This is a genomic window from Jeotgalibacillus sp. JSM ZJ347, from assembly GCF_044383825.1.
Taxonomy (GTDB): Bacteria; Bacillota; Bacilli; order Bacillales; family Jeotgalibacillaceae; genus Jeotgalibacillus.
On the sequence record NZ_JBISEN010000008.1, the window covers coordinates 1 to 16735 of the forward strand.

Here is a 16735-nt window from a genome sequence, read left to right on the forward strand (position 1 = left end):
CATTGTCTTTTTTATTCGAAAAAGACTTAAAATCTTAAACGTTGACGTTTGGTTGTTTAGTTTTCAAGGTTCAAATGCTTCTTTCCGCTTCACTTCTTTATAAGAAGGAATGCGGCGTCGCTCTCTTAAGCGACTTTCTTATATTAGCATAATTTATTTAGCTGCGTCAATAAGTTTTTTAAATTTTATTTTGTCGCGTTAACGCCGCCTTATAAGCGACATTTAATATCTTAACAAGTGATCACAAAAAGATCAATAGCTTTTTAAAAAGTTTTTCAAAAAACATATTTTCAGATTATTAAACCGTGCATTTAAAAAGAAAGAGCAGGCTCTGACCCGCTCCTTTTTCAATCAAACGTAGTAATGTCTATGATAAATTCCTTTGCCTTTTGTTTCAACCGGCTGTGTATAGACCTTACCTTTTTCTAAAAGGAATTCGATCATGACGGCAAGGTCGACAGAATAGTAGCTTAGTTCTTCATGTAGATGTAAGTCCTGGAAGCTCCAGCTTTCCTTTTCCTCCATAATACTGACTAAATGGCTCGAGCCGACTTCCATTCTTGAATGAATTAGAAATTCACTTGCGAGGAATAACAGTTCAAGCCGCTTTTCAAGACTCTCTTCACTGTTGACCAGCTCTTCATAAAGTTTATAGATTTCGGGTTCAATTTGTCTGACCTGATTCCATACAGTTACTTCCGGGTGAAAGCCATTTTCGATGACAGCAAGCCTTGCTAAATGATGTAAAGAATGGACAACATGATTATATGCATCAAGAAAGTGTCTGGATTCAAAAAAAGCTTTCCCGTCCATGTACCTTCTGATCAGCTTTGCATATTCAATGCTCATTTTGATTTTACGTTCATAGAATGGAAAGTCTTTTAATTCCTGACGAAGCTGGTCGATAAATTCATTACGGTCAAATACAGCTCTGCCGTTTAAAATCCAATCGACTACTTTCCGGTTTGATCCGAGCAGCAGCCATTCTCTAAGGCGTGCTTCGGTTACAACGTGCATCGCAGCTTTCTTATCTTCATATGTGTAGTGTTTGATAAAGATCGGGTTGTCCGCTTCTTTGACAATGATCAGTAAAATTGTATCGAATGTATCTGTAATTGGACTTTTTTTATCACGCTTTTCCATAATGACAATACCTAATGTGTTAGTCTGGCTGGCCCGCTCCTGATAGATTGGACGTAAAATATCTTCCATATGTAATGGCTCCTTCGCTTTTAAGTTGCTCACCTACATTTATTCGACAAAAGCTTTTGAATTCCTTCAATTGATTTCTTAAATAATCCGTCACGATTTCATTATTTTGTTATCAGGTTTCTATGATATAGTAAAAGTTCAGGAGGGACAATTATGGCTAAAGCTTATTCAAATAAAATTAACAAAATCCGTTCATTTGCACTTGCTCTCGTTTTTATCGGAGTCATTATCATGTATGGCGGAATCTTCTTCAGAGACAATCCGATTATCATGCTGATTTTTATTGCACTTGGTATGTTATCCATTCTATTCAGTATGATCGTGTATTTCTGGATCGGCATGCTTTCTACCAGAGCTGTGGTTGTTACCTGTCCAAACTGTGAAAAGCAGACGAAGGTACTCGGTCGGGTTGATATGTGCATGTATTGCCGCGAACCGCTAACGCTTGACCCGAATCTCGAGGGGAAAGAATTCAGTGAGAATTATAATAAAAAGAAGAAAGAGTCTACACAAAAATAATTAAAAAAGCAGCTCCTTTTAAAAAGGAACTGCTTTTTTTAATGCGCAGCAGATTTTGCTTCGCAATCTTTACATGTGCCGTATACTTCCATCCGGTGATTATTTACTTTAAAACCTGTTACGTGAGAAGCTAAATGTTCAACTTCATCCAGGCCAGGATAATGGAAATCTACAATTTTACCGCATTCTTCACAAATCGCGTGATAATGATCGGTTGTAACAAAATCGAAACGACTTGAAGAATCACCGTAAGTAAGCTCTTTAACTAAGCCTACTTCACGAAATACGCGCAGATTGTTATATACGGTCGCCACACTCATGTTAGGAAACTTGCCTTCTAGTGCTTTATAAATCTCATCAGCTGTCGGGTGTGACATTGCGCCTACCAGATACTCCAAAATCGCATGACGCTGAGGAGTAATACGTACTCCAGTCCCTTTGAGTGAATCTAATGCATCTCTTAATTGCACTTCTGACACCGTCATGCACCTTCTTTCTATATAAAGTCTTTCTTTATAATGTTTATAAATAGTGTACCTGCCATTTATTATATTTGTCAAATATCTATCAGTTTGTCTTTATTAAATTTGGCTGTTGATTTCCGCTTCAGGGGGACTTCGCGACCGGGCGGTGGGCCAGCAGGCTGCGCCATGCTTTGTCTCACCTATCCCTTCCTGCTGGAGTCGCCCCCTACGCTCCAATCACCAGCTGTGCAAAAACACATATGGGCTATATGAAGAAAGGACTCCCTGGAAAAGGAGTCCTTTTAAATCGATTAGTTATTATAGAAAATATTTGCACCCGGTCCAAGATCAATACCAGTGTACATGAATACAAGAAGCATAATGACCCATACAATCGAGAACACAATTGTATAAGGAATCATTGTTGAAATCAATGTACCGATTCCAACCTTCTTGTCATACTTCTGAGCAAATGCAATGACAATTGCAAAGTATGGCATCAGTGGAGAAATAATATTCGTTGTCGAATCTGCGATACGGTATAGTACCTGGGTGAATTCAGGTGCATATCCAAGCTTCATCATAATAGGGACGAATACCGGTGCCATGAATGCCCACTTAGCAGATGACGAACCGATAAACAGGTTAATCAAACCTACTACAAACATGAATGCCAGAACAAGTAACATACCGTCAAGACCTGCGTCGCTCAGCCAGCCTGCTGCATTGTAAGCAAAGATCTGACCAAGGTTACTTGTATTAAAGTATGCAACGAACTGACCAGCTGCAAAGGCAAGTACAATGTACATTCCCATCGTGGCCATCGTGTCGCCCATCTGCTCGGCAACGTCAGTATCGTTTTTAATTTTCTTCGTCACAAGGCCGAATACTAGACCAGGGATCAGGAAGAAGATAAACAGAATTGGCACAAGCGTCTGGAAGAACGGTGCAGAAAGAATTTCATCATTTGGAAGACCTGCACGCAGCGGACCCCATGATGGAACAACAAGTAGTGCGATCAGTGCTGAAGTCAAGATGATTGATGCAAATGCTGCCCAAAGACCTTTTTTCTCTTCAGGACGAACCGTTGTCATGTCTTCGCCTTCTTCACCTTTGTAAGACCCCTTATAAGTACCAAGACGTGGCTCTACGATTTTTTCAGTTACAAATGTACCTGCAAGAGTCAGCAGGACAACTGAAGCAATCATAAAGTAGTAGTTCATTAGAATATTCATACTTTCAGCATAACCTGCATCAACTGTAGCTGCTGCTGCAATTGTCAGGTCACCTAAAAGCGGATCAAGTGATGTAACAAGAAGGTTTGCAGAGAAACCTGCTGATACACCGGCAAATGCTGCCGCAAGACCAGCCAGCGGATGACGGCCAAGACCAGCGAATAATACCGCTCCAAGCGGAGTAAGTACAACATAACCTGCATCAGCAGCCATTGATGACATGATACCGCCAAATACAAGTGCTGCTGTTAATAGCTGTTTAGGTACTGACGTAACAAGTGCTTTCAGTGCTGCTGAGATCAGACCTGATCTTTCAGCAATCCCAATACCAAGCATCGTTACAAGTACAGTTCCGAGTGGTGCGAATCCTGTAAAGTTCGATACTGCTGACTCAAACATATACAGAATACCATCAGAGCTTAAGAGATTGAATACAGTAATCTCTTCTCCTTCAGCATTTTCAACAGTCCAGCCTAATGCTGAACCAAGCGCTGAAGCTAATACAACCATCGCTGCAAAAAGAAAGAACAGCGTTACTGGATGAGGAAGCTTGTTACCAACGCGCTCGATTCCATCAAGCCCTTTGGTAAAAAAACCTCGCTTTTTTGTAGCATCCATCAAATCCCCCACTTTTTCACAAGAATCAATTTTCTAAAAACTTACCTGACGACAGGTAAAGCTATTATAATGATAGCTTTTAGAAATTTAAACCCTTACATAAAAATCCAAAATAAAGACAATATTCTCATGATTAAAAAAATGAGGCTGAGACGTGATAATGGCTCAGCCCGTTAATCGTTTCGCTCTGCTTTTGGCGGACGCTTTCCGCAGGGCCGGCGGTGACGCTGCTGGAGTCACCGCCGGCAGCGAAACTACACCTAAATAATAAAATTCCTATAACATTTTCATCATTATTTATTATGGCCTCTCAAATATTGAAGCGTCTCTTCTACGTGCCCTTTCACCCTAACACCGCGCCATTCATTTAAAATCGTTCCGTCTTTATCAATAGCGAATGTTGAGCGCACGATACCCATGTATTCTTTTCCAAATGTTTTCTTGAGCTGCCATACACCATAATCTTCTGCGACTTTGTGGTCTTCATCCACAAGCAATGTAAATGGCAGATCATGTTTATCCACAAACTTTTTATGTTTTTCCTCCGGATCGGGACTGATACCTAAAATAACAGCATCCAGTTCTTCAAATGATTCATGATGATCCCTGAAGTCACAGGCCTGTGTTGTACACCCCGGCGTCATATCTTTCGGATAAAAATAAAGGACAACCTGCTTTTTCCCTTTGTAATCAGATAGTGAAATTTCAGATCCGTCCTGTGTTTTCAGTTTGAAATCAGGTGCTTTCTGGCCTTTTTCTGCAGTCATGATATTCCCTCCTTGATGATCTTAACTAAAGCATAACCAACCGCACTTTATTTATCAAAAATTTGACTGTCTGCCCTTGCGATCAGCGTCCAGATAACGGTAACCGGCAGAACCTGTCCGATAAATGCTGCCGCGACTGCGACTGCGCGCCCGGCCCCTTCAGGAAGCATTTCTCCATTTCCAACCGAAAACAACATCATGGCACTAAAGTAGAGCATCGCCATGAACAGCTCTATAAATGAATTTGTTTCGACCGGTTCAACTGACCTGATCCCTTCGATCTGCATCACCGTGTAAATGATTGCAAAACCAATTAACAATACAGTGTATGTACAGCTTAAATAGACGAAGTTTCTCATCGAAAAGATATACCCTTCCCATGGGAGCTTCAATAATGATTTTACCGAGAAAATCATGGTACACGTTGTTACAGTCACGAGCAGCCACCCCATGATTAAAGCACTCCTTTCGTTTGCAGATCTAATTTGATCATATTACAATACGGAGGAGTCAATGACAGGAGGAGCTTAAATGAAACATACAAATTCTGAAGCTTTACACAGTGAAGCACTTGAACATATTGTCGGCGGCGTTAACAGCCCGTCAAGATCATACAAAGCAGTAGGCGGCGGATCGCCTGTTGCCATGGAACGGGGAAAAGGCGCTTATTTTTGGGATGTCGATGGTAATCAATATATTGACTACCTTGCAGCGTATGGTCCGATCATTACCGGACATGCACACCCTCATATCACTAAAGCAATTACGCACGCCGCTGAGACAGGTGTACTTTATGGAACACCGACAAAGCATGAAGTCACTTTTGCAAAGATGCTGAAAGAAGCCATGCCTGCGATGGAGAAAGTCCGCTTTGTTAATTCAGGCACAGAAGCAGTGATGACAACAATCCGTGTAGCAAGAGCTTATACTGGCAGAGATAAAATCATTAAATTTGCAGGCTGTTACCACGGGCACTCTGACCTGGTGCTTGTTGCGGCAGGATCGGGACCTGCTACGCTCGGCACACCCGATTCTGCAGGTGTTACAAAAAATATCGCAAGTGAAGTCATCACGGTTCCATTTAATGAAATCGGTCCATTTAAAGAAGCACTTGAAAGATGGGGAGATGAAATCGCAGGTGTCCTGGTAGAACCGATTGTCGGTAACTTTGGAATTGTTGAACCTGCTGAGGGCTTCCTGCAGCAGGTGAATGAACTCACACATAAAGCAGGAGCGCTTGTGATCTATGATGAAGTCATCACTGCTTTCCGTTTCATGTACGGCGGGGCTCAGGATCTTCTTGATATTAAGCCTGACCTGACAGCGATGGGTAAAATCATCGGCGGCGGATTGCCAATCGGCGCTTATGGCGGCCGTGTGGATATTATGGAACAGATCGCGCCACTTGGCCCTGCATATCAGGCCGGTACAATGGCAGGTAACCCCGCATCCATTCAGGCGGGAATTGCCTGTCTAGAAGTACTGAAGCAGCCTGGTGTATATGAAGAAATGGATCGCCTCGGTGCACTGCTTGAAGAAGGCATTCTTGCCTCAGCCCAAAAGCATGATGTCACGATCACGATCAACCGCTTAAAAGGGGCACTGACGATCTACTTTACTGATGAGAAAGTGGTCAATTACGATCAGGCTGAAGCAACTGACGGTGAGATTTTCGCCCGCTTCTTCAAGCTGATGCTTGAACACGGAATTAACCTTGCACCGTCTAAATATGAGGCATGGTTCCTGACGACTGAGCATACTGAAGAAGATATCCGTCAGACACTTGATGCAGTGGATACTGCTTTTTCAAAATTATAAGAATTACTCATGTAAAAGGAGGCGTTTCTCCGTTGAAAACGCCTCCTTTTTTTCTATGTCAATTTCTTGATAAATTCACTTGCAGTGAGCACTAAAGAAATGTATATTACTACTATTGCCAAGCGCAATAATAAACGTGAGTTACGTTAAGAAAGGACTTATTTTATACATGAAGCTTGGAGCCCGCGTATTAAAAACGGGAATTGCAATTGTCCTTGCTCTCTTTTTAGCTGAACAGCTGAATTTGCCGACTCCGATCTTTGCCGGAATTGCAGCAGCATTCGTCGTTCAGCCAACTATCTACCGCTCCTTTGTCTCGATCCTTGAACACATTCAGGCAAATGTGATCGGTGCAGTCGTTGCGATTGTGTTTGTTTTATTATTTGGCAATGATGTTGTGGTGATCGGTTTTGCTGCTGTTATTGCGATCACAATCATTTTAAAACTGCGCATTGAGTCGACAATTGGCCTGGCGCTGGTTACACTGATTGCGATCATGGAAGTACAGAATGACGAGTTTATCACGTTTGCTTTACTGAGGTTTGCAGCAATTATACTTGGCGTATTGTCATCATTTATTGTTAATCTTATCTTTTTACCGCCAAAGTATGAAAACAGACTGTTCCACCATATTTCAACGACGACTGATGATATGATCAAATGGATCAGACTGAGTACACGTCACGCAACTGAGCACCAGCTGCTGAAAAAGGATATTGAAAAGTTTAAAGAACGGTTAATGAAGATTGACCAGATTTATCTTTTATATAAAGAAGAGCGCGGGATTATAAAGAAAAATTCCGTTGCGAAAACGAGAAAACTGGTTGTATACAGGCAGATGATTTCAACTGAAAGAAGAAGCTTTGAAATACTGAAGCGGCTTCACCGTTTTGAAAATGATATTCATCATGTACCTGAATCACTTCAGCTGATCATTCAGGAGCAGCTTGATTGTCTGATGAGCTATCACGAACAGCTGCTGATGAGGTTCGCGGGTAAAATTAAACCTGCGATTGATAACGAACAGATTAATCATACGTGTATGAATCATAAAGAACTGACTGATATCTTTATGAAAGAAGTCAACAAAGCGCGTGATGAAGAAGAAAACAGCGGATACCATTTGCTGCACGTGCTGTCTGCAATGCTTGAATATGAAGAGCACCTGTCCCACCTTGATACATTGATTGCATCCATGCAGTGCTATCACCAGGAGGATCAGGAAGTTCAGTTACAGGAACGTGATATTTAAAAAAGTGCGATTGGGAGCTTCCCAATCGCACTTTTTATTATTCTCCGAGCTGCTGTACCTGAAACAGGTTATAGTAAAGTCCCTTTTTCTCCATCAGCTGGTGATGTGACCCACTTTCAGCAATCTGCCCGTGATTAATTAATATAATCCGGTCTGCATGTGTAATTGTTGATAATCTGTGCGCCACAATAAACGTGGTGCGGTCTTTCGCAAGCTTTTCAATTGAATCCTGAATCAGCTGCTCACTTTCAAGATCGAGCGCTGACGTGGCTTCATCCATGATCAGAATTGGCGGATTTTTGAGGAATACTCTCGCGATTGCAACCCGCTGCTTCTGACCTCCGGAGAGCTTCACGCCTCTTTCGCCTACTTTAGTATAGTAGCCTTCAGGAAGTTCCATGATGAAATGGTGGGCGTTTGCTGCCTTCGCAGCCTCGATGACCTCTTCCTCGGTTGCTTCCGGGTTACCCATTTTAATATTCATCATCACTGATTCACTGAATAAAATATTATCCTGAAGTACCATGCCAATCTGATTTCTCAGGCTGCGTGCCTGCACATCACGGATATCTGTACCATCAAGCAGCACCCTGCCTTTTGTTACATCATAAAAACGGGGAATCAGGCTGACAATGGTAGACTTACCGCCACCACTCATCCCGACAAATGCAACAGTTTCACCTGCACGTACATGAAGGTGAACATCTTTTAGTACATCTTCTTCTTTTTCATCGTAAGTAAAAGAAACGTGGTCAAAAACGACCTCACCTCTTACATCCTTCACTTCTTTAGCGTCTGGCTTATCATCTACGTCATACTTTTCATCCACCAGTTCAAATACACGGTCCATCGATGCAATTGACTGTACGAGTGTTGTTGAACTGTTAACAAGTCTTCTGAGCGGATTATATAAGCGCTCGACATAAGCGATAAATGCGACCATCACACCAAGCGTCAGATCACCATTGATGACACTATATCCCGCAAAACCGATAACAATCAGTGGTGCAATATCTGTAATGGTATTTACAACGGCGAATGCTTTTGCATTCCATTTTGTCTGATCAATCGCTTTATCCAGAAAATTCCCGTTGCGCTGATCGAACTGCTTTTGTTCATGGGGTTCCACTGCAAAACTTTTGATGACACTCATTCCCTGGACACGTTCATGAAGATATCCCTGCACCTCTGCAAGTGCCTGTGAACGGTAGCGCGTTAATGAACGCAGTCTGCCAAAGAAATATTGAACGGAAAATGCATAAAGCGGGAACACGATCAGTGAAACCAATGTCAGCTTCACATCATAGCTGAGCATGATTCCTACAGCAATCAGAATTGTTGCCACATCCAGCCAAAGGTTCATCAGGCCGGTCATGACAAAGTTCTTTGTCTGTTCGACATCATTAATTACCCGGGAAATAACTTCACCGGCACGCGTGTTGGCGTAATACTTAAAACTGAGCTTTTGCAGGTGCGAAAATAGCTGGTCTCTAATATCAAAGAGAATTTTATTACTTGTCCACTGCGCGAAATATTGTCTGTAGTATTCGACAGGAGGCCTCAAAATGACGAATAGAACCATCGCTCCTCCTATAATCCAGTAAAGCTGGTTCAGCTTTTCATCTGCACTCATATTATCCCCGTTTACAATATCATCAATGACGTATTGAATCAGAACCGGAATTAACAGGGGAATGGCGAATTTGATTACACCGATGATCAGTGTAAAGATAATTTGCCACTTATATGGCGCGACGAATTTCATATATCTCTTAATACTGTCCATTGGGCTTCCCCTCCTTTTCAATAAAATATCTCTGTTAAAGTTGGCTAGTGATTTACGCTCAAGGGGGACGCTTTCCGCGGCCGGGCGGTGAGCCAGCAGGCTTCGCCATTGCCTCACCTGTCCCTTCCTGGCGCAGGAGTCGCCCCCTTCCGCTTCAATCACCAGCTGTGCAAGAAATTAGATGGTTTATATCAAACCATTAACTATTAAATTTAATTGTTACATTCCATTAGAACGTATTCACATGAACTTAGATAAAATCTCTATCTGCTCTAACCTTCAGCCAGAATTATAAAGATAAAAACATGAAAAAACCTGTTGAAACTGGCCAACAGGAATGGTCGTGTTCATTCTTTTAAGCGGTATCTTTTTTGGAATTGATATCTGCTATGCCAGACATCAATAAAGTCAGGTGCAAAAGGGCCTCTTCTTTGCTTGATCCAGCGAATCAGCTTATCAACATTACGCTGAAGAATTCTGTCGATCACCGGCGGATATCCCATCAGCTTCCTGTGCTCTTCATACTCATCCTCATCAAGCAGCGTATATGACATATCCGGATATACTTTAATATCAAGATCATAATCAATATATTTTACTGCCTTATCTTCATATACAAAAGGTGAACTCAAATTACAATAGTAATAAACCCCGTCGTCCCTGAGCATACAGATGATATTAAACCAGTGCTCAGCGTGAAAGTAACAGATCGCAGGCTCTCTCGTCAGCCAGGTGCGCCCGTCAGATTCAGTGACGATCGTTCGGTCATTTCCCCCGATTACAATATTTCTCGTCCCTTTAAGGACAGTCGTTTCCTGCCAGACCCGGTGAATGAGCCCATCATGTTTGTAGCTGTGTATTTGTATACTCTGCCCTTCTACTGGTAGCGTCATCCTCCATCTCCTGCCTTTGAATAAGAAATTTACATTTTCCTGATAATATTCAGGTCCGCTCATGTATGTATTTCACTATTATAACCTTTTCATAAAAAAAGAGCCACCCAGACGGGCAGCCGCAATGAGATTCTATTCTGATGGGGTGTTGACGACTTCATTCATCTGCTGGTCGAACATTTCCTGAACTGCTTTTAGTTTGCGGTCCAAATCCTGAAGCTGGACATGTAATTGTTCTGCAGAATCATGAATTTCCATGGTCATTAAAAAATCTCTCATCTTTTTCTTCTTCTCAAGCTCCGCGTATAAATGAAGTAATTCCTCTGCTGTTTCAATCTGCTGGTAAACTTTTTCTTTGAATGCATTCATAAATTAAAATCCCTCCTGATAAGAACAAATTCCACTTTTCTGCTGAATTTCCTTTGACTGCTTTTGTCGTCTCAGAAAAAAATAACGACAAAAAAACCGCCCTGAGGCGGTTTTTTCGACAAACATAATTAATGGTTGTTATTCTGCTGGTTCTGGTTTCCTTTTTTAGCTTCAGATTGCTTGTTCTGCTGTCTTACTTCAGCAGCATTTGTTTCTGAAGCGAACTCTTCAGCAAATGCACCTGCATTTTGCTGCTTTACTTTTTCAACGTTTGTGCCGGCTTGTGTTTTGTTTGGCTGTTTTTTCATTGAGATCTCACCTCCGTGAAACTTAATATGGTCCGGAATGAGAGATCTTATTCAAAAATTAAACGAGAAGTGATCTGCCGCCATCGACGATAATGGTCTGACCGCAAATCATAGATGAATCATCTGAGACTAGGAACAGAATCGTTTTTACAAGATCATCAATTTCAACCATTCTCCCTGCAGGAGTCTTACTTTGTGCATCTTCTAAAAGCTCCTCGCGATTCGGGAAATGTGTCAGTGCTTCTGTATCGATTGCGCCACCAGATACAGCATTTACAACAATTTTCTTAGGTGCTAGTTCAACTGCAAGGTAGCGTGTTAAAGCTTCAAGCGCTGCTTTTGAAACGCCTACTGTTGTGTAATTGTCGAGGTAACGGATTGAACCGAGTGATGAAATACTGACAATTCTTCCACCTTCTTCAGGCATCAGCTTTACTGCTTCCTGCGCACAGAACAGCAGTGCTTTGCTGTTGATGTTCATTGTCCAGTTCCAGTGGGATTCTTCAAGTTCCATTGCAGGACGAAGTACGCCTGAAGCCGCGTTATTAATAAAGACATCCAGTCTGCCGAAATGCTCTTTCACCTGTTCAAACATATATTTAATTTTTTCATTGTCACCGACATTTGCGCGAACGATCAGTACTTTGCGACCCATTTCTTCAATCTGGGCTGCTGTTTCCTGGGCTGCCTTTTTGCTTCTTGCATAGTTAATAACAATATCATATCCTTTTTCAGCCAGTGCGATGGCTGCTGCCTTTCCTACACCTCTGCTGCTTCCTGTTACTAAAGCTACTTTGTTTGTCATGTTATGGTCTCCTTTTTACGTTAACTCTTTCCAGCGGTTTGCAATTTTTCTGTGTGAAACAGGCATTGCAAGCTTTTCAATTTCATCTTTTGATACCCACTTCGTCTGTTCAGGCAGTGCTATATCAGATTCATTAACTGTTGCCCGTCCAACCTGCATTTTCCAGATCAGATGCGTAAAGATATGGTCCTGAACCATCCATTCTTCATTATTCACTACAGCTTCAACGTGATAATCAGAACATAAAAGTTCTGTCATTTGACCGCGGGCATCTGCCCCGTCTTTTTCAAAGCTTGGAAACTCCCACATATTAGCAAGCAGCCCCTGCTCCGGTCTTTGGGTGACTAATATCTCACCTTTATTATTTTCTGCGATAACAGTCAGCAGTTCAACCGTTTTTGCAGCTTTCTTTTTACTTTTCACAGGAAGCTCCTGCTGTGATCCTTCTTCGAATGCGGCACAATGTATCTGAACCGGGCAAAGGAAACATGACGGTGAAGTCGGTGTGCAGACAATCGCACCTAGCTCCATCAGCGCCTGATTAAAGTAAGATGGGTTTTCTTTATAAATCAGCTCTCTGACTGCAGATTCAAAAATTTTTCTTGATGCGGGTTTTGCAATATCGTCGTAGATCGATAAAATACGCGACATGACTCTCATCACGTTTCCATCAACTGCAGGCTCAGGCTTATCGTAAGCAATACTTAAGATTGCGCCGGCTGTATAAGGGCCTACACCTTTTAAAGCAGAAATTTCTTTTGGATTATCCGGGACAATACCGCTATAGGTTTCATGCACTTCTCTGACAGCTGCCTGAAGGTTTCTTGCGCGTGAATAATAGCCAAGCCCTTCCCATGCTTTTAACACCTGATCTTCCGGGGCATTTGCCAGCGCTTCTATTGTCGGAAACTGCTCCATAAAACGGTTATAATAAGGAATAACCGTATCTACTCTGGTTTGCTGGAGCATGATCTCAGACACCCATACTCTGTAGGGATCCTGATTTTCCCTCCATGGGAGATCTCTCATTTCCTCTTCAAACCAGCCAACCAGATCTTCACCAAATTTTTTGGCATTTACCTTTTTTATTCGCTTTTCTAGTTCTTCATTCATAAATATCCATCCTTTATGTTAACTCGCCTGATTTCAAGGGAATAGTCTAATGATAGGCAGATCATTTCTTGCAATATATAATTGAATTGCGACATAATAAAACAAACTGATACGCAAAGGAGGGGTTGCAAATTGGATACTGGTACGCACATCGTGATGGGTTTCGCAATTGGCGGTCTTGCTGCCATTGATCCGGTCGTCGCTAACGACCCTGCAACTGCCCAAAGTGTATTAATTGCAGCAGTCATCGGCTCTCAGGCACCCGATGCCGATACTGTACTGAAGCTGCGTAATAATGCTGTGTATATTAGACATCACCGCGGCATTACCCACTCCGTTCCGGCTGTTATGCTCTGGCCGATCGCAATTACTGCAGCGATCTTTCCATTTTTCCCTGAAGCGAATCTGCTTCACTTATGGTTGTGGACTTTTCTTGCGGTATTTCTGCATGTGTTCGTCGATATATTTAACAGCTATGGGACACAGGCGCTCCGTCCTTTTTCATCACGGTGGGTCGCGCTTGGTGTGATTAATACATTCGACCCGATCATTTTTGGGATCCATATTATTGGACTGATTATATGGGGATTTGGCGCAAATCCAGTTCCGACTTTTCTCATTATGTATGCGGTCATTGTCGGTTATTATATCGTCAGGTTTATGCTTCAGTCAGCAGTACGCCATTCAATTAAAAATACGATCCCTAAAGCGGACAATGTTATTATCGCACCTACGATCCGCTTTTACCAATGGCGAATCGCTGCAGAAACGAAAGAGTATTTTTATGTAGGTCGGGCATACGGACGATCGATTACCATTTATGATAAATTCAAGAAGAAATCTATTCCTGACAATGAAATCTTCCAAAAAGCTAAGACTGACCGCAACGTCTCAGCCTTCCTGTCATTTTCACCACTTTACCGCTGGGAGCTGAGTGAAGGTGATGATCAGTACGAAGTAAGATTCATTGATTTGAGATACCGCAGTAATGACCATTATCCGTTTGTGGCCGTTGTACAGATGGATAAAGACCTTGAGATTCAGAGCTCATATACAGGCTGGATCTTTAGTGAAGAGAAGCTGCAGAAAAAGCTGGAAATATTGCCGAATGAATAGCATTGAAGCTGATATAAAGCTAAAATCTTTCGAAGAGATGGAACAAATTCTTAATTGAACATTAGAGTTTAGCGGAGCGTAAGGCGGCGACTCCAGCAGGAGAAGTCGGACAGGTGAGACCCCGAAAGGCGAAGCCTGAGGAGGCTCACTGCCGGCCCTGCGGAAAGCATCCGCCTGAAGCGCAGCGCAACGATTTAAGAGGCAGAGACACCTTTAGTATGTCTCTGCCTCTTTATTAATGAATATCATCATTCTTCAAAATCGCTGCATACTTTTCGTTCATGGCTGCGACTTCGTTTATTCTGTCGCCGTAGTTATCGATCCATTGCTCCACGATTCTCTTGGACATTTCTTCTCCCTGATATTCGTAGCCTGCTTTGGCATAGGTTGCTTCGAAATCTTCTCTTAAAAGATCAATCAGCATGCCTGCTTTTTCTTCAGAAAGTGTCGGGTCTTTTAATCTGAGCTTATCAATTAATGCCTGTTTTTCTTCACTCATGATTGACCTCCTTTTTTATTTTCTAGCAAGGAAATCGGCAGTGCTTCAAGCTCTCTTTCCCCGCCAAGTCTGTAGCCCCATGCAAATACACCGTTCAGATAATCAATTTTGAAATACTTCCCCGGGTCATTTTTTATTGCATAGACTTCCTGTTTTTTAAAATTTTTTGGATTCAATAGGTAGGCTTCAGCCATAATCGCTTTTCTTTCTAATACGGCGAATTCATTTACGATTCCAAGCGCTTCTGCCTTACGTGCTTTTTCTTTGAGCTGGGCGATTTCCTGTTTCAGCTCGTGTTCAGTCATTGTACTGTATCTTTTTTCTGTGGACATGTTTAACACCTCATGAGCATTATAATGGACGCGCTGAACAAAATCACGAATTGTGGTAGGATTTTGTATATAAATCATTTGTGAAGGAGTTTTCGAATGTCTAAAAAAATTGCTTTAATTACAGGTGCCGGGTCTGGTCTCGGAAAAGAACTTGCACTGTTATTCGGTCAGGACTATCACATTGTTCTCGTTGGCAGAACCGCCGATAAGCTTGACGGCGTGGCATCATCACTATCTGAAAGTACTGTCATAACTGCTGACGTAGCGGATCCTTTTTCTATCCAGAAACTTTATGATCAGCTTTCAGAGAAAAAACTGCTGCCCGATCTGCTTGTCAATAACGCAGGTGTGGGTCACTTCGGCAAAGCGGAGAGCTTAAGCTACGATCGACTGAATGAAATGATGCACATTAACGCAATTGGTCCAATGCTTTTAACAAATACGCTGCTGACTGATATGAAAAAGAAACAGAGCGGCATTATACTAAATATCCTTTCTACTGCTGCGCAAAAAGGTAAAGTAAATGAAACTGGCTATGTTGCTTCAAAATATGCGTTCAAAGGTTATTCAGAAAGCCTGGCAAAAGAGGTCGCAGAAGACGGCATTCGTGTCGTGAGAGCGTATATGGGTGGAATGAATACGCCATTTTGGGATCATAATCATTATATTTCAGACCCTGATAGACTCCCTGCACCAAAAGAAATTGCCGAGAGAATTTACAATCAGATGGATCAGGATGAAATTCAGGCATCCTGATCACACATGGCTGGTCCTTTAATCAGGATCAGCCGCTTTTAATCCTCTTCACTTAATTCTTCAATTGCCCATTCAATCTCATCCATCGTAAAACCTTTACGATATAAAGCCTGCTTCATTCTTTGTTCATATTCAAATCCTTCAAACTTCCGGGCATATTTGTTATGTGCTTTTTTTGCCTGTGATAAAACAGCTGTCTTCTGTTCATCCTCATCCCGTTCAACAGAAAGGTCTGCAAGTACTGCTGATACCGTCTGACCGCTGTACCCTTTACGTGCCAGTGTATCCTGGGTTTTCTTTTTTATCTGCAGCGGTGACAGCTTAGGATTTTTCTTAATGACTTTATCCATAATCGCTGCTGCCCGCTCTTTCCATTCTTCAGCCTCTCTCTCACTCATCAAAGCTTCAATGATTTCATTTGAAATCCCTTTTTCCTTCAAGCCGGTTTTGATTTGAAGAGGTCCTTTATCAGTTGTATTCACTTTTGTATTAATAAAAGCTTTTGCAAATGCTTCATCATTTACATAGCCGTAACGTCTCAGTTTATGGAGCGTCTCCTCAATTGCCGCTTCTCCCATTTCGTGTTCGAGTAAATAGTCAGCAATTTCTTTCTCAGACCGCATCCGGTAACTCAGGTATACAAGGGCCTTATTAAACCCCTTACGGATTTGATCTTCATATTCAATTTCACCTATATCAAAATCGTCAATTTCCTTATTTTTTTGAAGCTGATACTGCACTAAAACTGCTTCATCCACACTAAATGCATACTTGCCATCAAGGAATATATTATAGCGTTCTTCATTACGCTTTTGTTTTGTAATCTTAGTAATAACGGGCATGAGTAACACCTCCAATCAAACAATATCATAT

19 protein-coding genes are annotated in these 16735 nt (G+C 41.9%); 5 read left to right on the forward strand and 14 right to left on the reverse strand.

All coding sequences use genetic code 11. The features are described from left to right. Positions 1-351: 351 nt before the first annotated feature. Positions 352-1212, reverse strand: a complete 861-nt coding sequence (locus ACH6CZ_RS15130) for a nucleotidyltransferase-like protein (RefSeq protein WP_374098277.1) — start codon at positions 1210-1212, stop codon at positions 352-354. Between the two features lie 153 nt (positions 1213-1365). Here ACH6CZ_RS15130 and ACH6CZ_RS15135 point away from each other — a divergent pair, with 153 nt between their 5' ends. Next, on the forward strand, positions 1366-1731 hold the full coding sequence (locus ACH6CZ_RS15135) for a YgzB family protein (protein WP_374098278.1): 366 nt from the start codon (positions 1366-1368) through the stop codon (positions 1729-1731). 38 nt (positions 1732-1769) lie between these two features. Here ACH6CZ_RS15135 and perR read toward each other — a convergent pair whose 3' ends face one another. The 4 genes from perR to ACH6CZ_RS15155 form a co-directional block, all read right to left on the reverse strand. After that, entirely contained in the window at positions 1770-2216 is a 447-nt protein-coding gene (gene perR / locus ACH6CZ_RS15140; protein ID WP_374098279.1) for a peroxide-responsive transcriptional repressor PerR, read from the reverse strand. 290 nt (positions 2217-2506) lie between these two features. Continuing rightward, a complete protein-coding gene (locus ACH6CZ_RS15145; RefSeq protein ID WP_374098280.1) occupies positions 2507-4048 on the reverse strand; it encodes an AbgT family transporter in 1542 nt (513 codons plus the stop codon). 293 nt (positions 4049-4341) lie between these two features. Further along, positions 4342-4815 carry a thioredoxin-dependent thiol peroxidase gene (bcp, locus tag ACH6CZ_RS15150; RefSeq protein ID WP_374098281.1) on the reverse strand — a complete coding sequence of 158 codons (474 nt, stop codon included), beginning with the start codon at positions 4813-4815 and terminating at the stop codon, positions 4342-4344. Between the two features lie 47 nt (positions 4816-4862). Further along, entirely contained in the window at positions 4863-5267 is a 405-nt protein-coding gene (locus ACH6CZ_RS15155; protein WP_374098282.1) for an ion channel, read from the reverse strand. Between the two features lie 79 nt (positions 5268-5346). Between ACH6CZ_RS15155 and ACH6CZ_RS15160 the strand changes: the two genes are divergently transcribed. Together ACH6CZ_RS15160 and ACH6CZ_RS15165 are read left to right on the forward strand one after the other, a co-directional pair. Continuing rightward, positions 5347-6633, forward strand: a complete 1287-nt coding sequence (locus tag ACH6CZ_RS15160) for a glutamate-1-semialdehyde 2,1-aminomutase (RefSeq protein ID WP_374098283.1) — start codon at positions 5347-5349, stop codon at positions 6631-6633. 169 nt (positions 6634-6802) lie between these two features. Then, entirely contained in the window at positions 6803-7885 is a 1083-nt protein-coding gene (locus ACH6CZ_RS15165) for an FUSC family protein (RefSeq protein ID WP_374098284.1), read from the forward strand. A gap of 37 nt (positions 7886-7922) precedes the next feature. Here ACH6CZ_RS15165 and ACH6CZ_RS15170 read toward each other — a convergent pair whose 3' ends face one another. The 6 genes from ACH6CZ_RS15170 to mutY form a co-directional block, all read right to left on the reverse strand. Continuing rightward, positions 7923-9671: an ABC transporter ATP-binding protein gene (locus ACH6CZ_RS15170; protein ID WP_374098285.1), complete on the reverse strand. Its 1749-nt coding sequence runs from the start codon at positions 9669-9671 to the stop codon at positions 7923-7925. 347 nt (positions 9672-10018) lie between these two features. Beyond that, on the reverse strand, positions 10019-10564 hold the full coding sequence (gene ntdP, locus ACH6CZ_RS15175) for a nucleoside tri-diphosphate phosphatase (RefSeq protein WP_134382428.1): 546 nt from the start codon (positions 10562-10564) through the stop codon (positions 10019-10021). A gap of 132 nt (positions 10565-10696) precedes the next feature. Next, a complete protein-coding gene (locus ACH6CZ_RS15180; protein WP_374098286.1) occupies positions 10697-10933 on the reverse strand; it encodes a YgaB family protein in 237 nt (78 codons plus the stop codon). A gap of 128 nt (positions 10934-11061) precedes the next feature. Continuing rightward, on the reverse strand, positions 11062-11241 hold the full coding sequence (locus ACH6CZ_RS15185) for a gamma-type small acid-soluble spore protein (protein ID WP_374098287.1): 180 nt from the start codon (positions 11239-11241) through the stop codon (positions 11062-11064). A gap of 58 nt (positions 11242-11299) precedes the next feature. Further along, positions 11300-12046 carry an enoyl-[acyl-carrier-protein] reductase FabL gene (gene fabL / locus ACH6CZ_RS15190; RefSeq protein WP_374098288.1) on the reverse strand — a complete coding sequence of 249 codons (747 nt, stop codon included), beginning with the start codon at positions 12044-12046 and terminating at the stop codon, positions 11300-11302. Between the two features lie 15 nt (positions 12047-12061). Next, positions 12062-13159, reverse strand: coding sequence for an A/G-specific adenine glycosylase (gene mutY, locus ACH6CZ_RS15195; RefSeq protein ID WP_374098289.1), 1098 nt, complete (start codon positions 13157-13159; stop codon positions 12062-12064). Between the two features lie 132 nt (positions 13160-13291). Here mutY and ACH6CZ_RS15200 point away from each other — a divergent pair, with 132 nt between their 5' ends. Continuing rightward, positions 13292-14275: a metal-dependent hydrolase gene (locus tag ACH6CZ_RS15200; protein ID WP_374098290.1), complete on the forward strand. Its 984-nt coding sequence runs from the start codon at positions 13292-13294 to the stop codon at positions 14273-14275. A 235-nt stretch (positions 14276-14510) separates the two neighbouring features. Here the strand turns inward: ACH6CZ_RS15200 and ACH6CZ_RS15205 are convergent, their stop codons facing one another. Together ACH6CZ_RS15205 and ACH6CZ_RS15210 are read right to left on the reverse strand one after the other, a co-directional pair. Then, the gene (locus ACH6CZ_RS15205; RefSeq protein ID WP_374098291.1) at positions 14511-14774 is read right to left on the reverse strand and encodes a YfhJ family protein; all 264 of its coding nucleotides are present in this window, start codon (positions 14772-14774) and stop codon (positions 14511-14513) included. Further along, complete coding sequence (locus tag ACH6CZ_RS15210; RefSeq protein WP_374098292.1) at positions 14771-15106, reverse strand: YfhH family protein; 336 nt, start codon at positions 15104-15106, stop codon at positions 14771-14773. The genes ACH6CZ_RS15205 and ACH6CZ_RS15210 overlap by 4 nt, the downstream gene beginning before the upstream one ends. Before the next feature lie 96 nt (positions 15107-15202). On the opposite strand from ACH6CZ_RS15210, the gene ACH6CZ_RS15215 reads away from it, so the two are divergent. Continuing rightward, positions 15203-15862: an SDR family NAD(P)-dependent oxidoreductase gene (locus ACH6CZ_RS15215; RefSeq protein WP_374098293.1), complete on the forward strand. Its 660-nt coding sequence runs from the start codon at positions 15203-15205 to the stop codon at positions 15860-15862. Positions 15863-15900: 38 nt separating this feature from the next. Here the strand turns inward: ACH6CZ_RS15215 and recX are convergent, their stop codons facing one another. Continuing rightward, positions 15901-16704, reverse strand: a complete 804-nt coding sequence (recX, locus tag ACH6CZ_RS15220) for a recombination regulator RecX (RefSeq protein ID WP_374098294.1) — start codon at positions 16702-16704, stop codon at positions 15901-15903. Between the last annotated feature and the right edge of the window lie 31 nt (positions 16705-16735).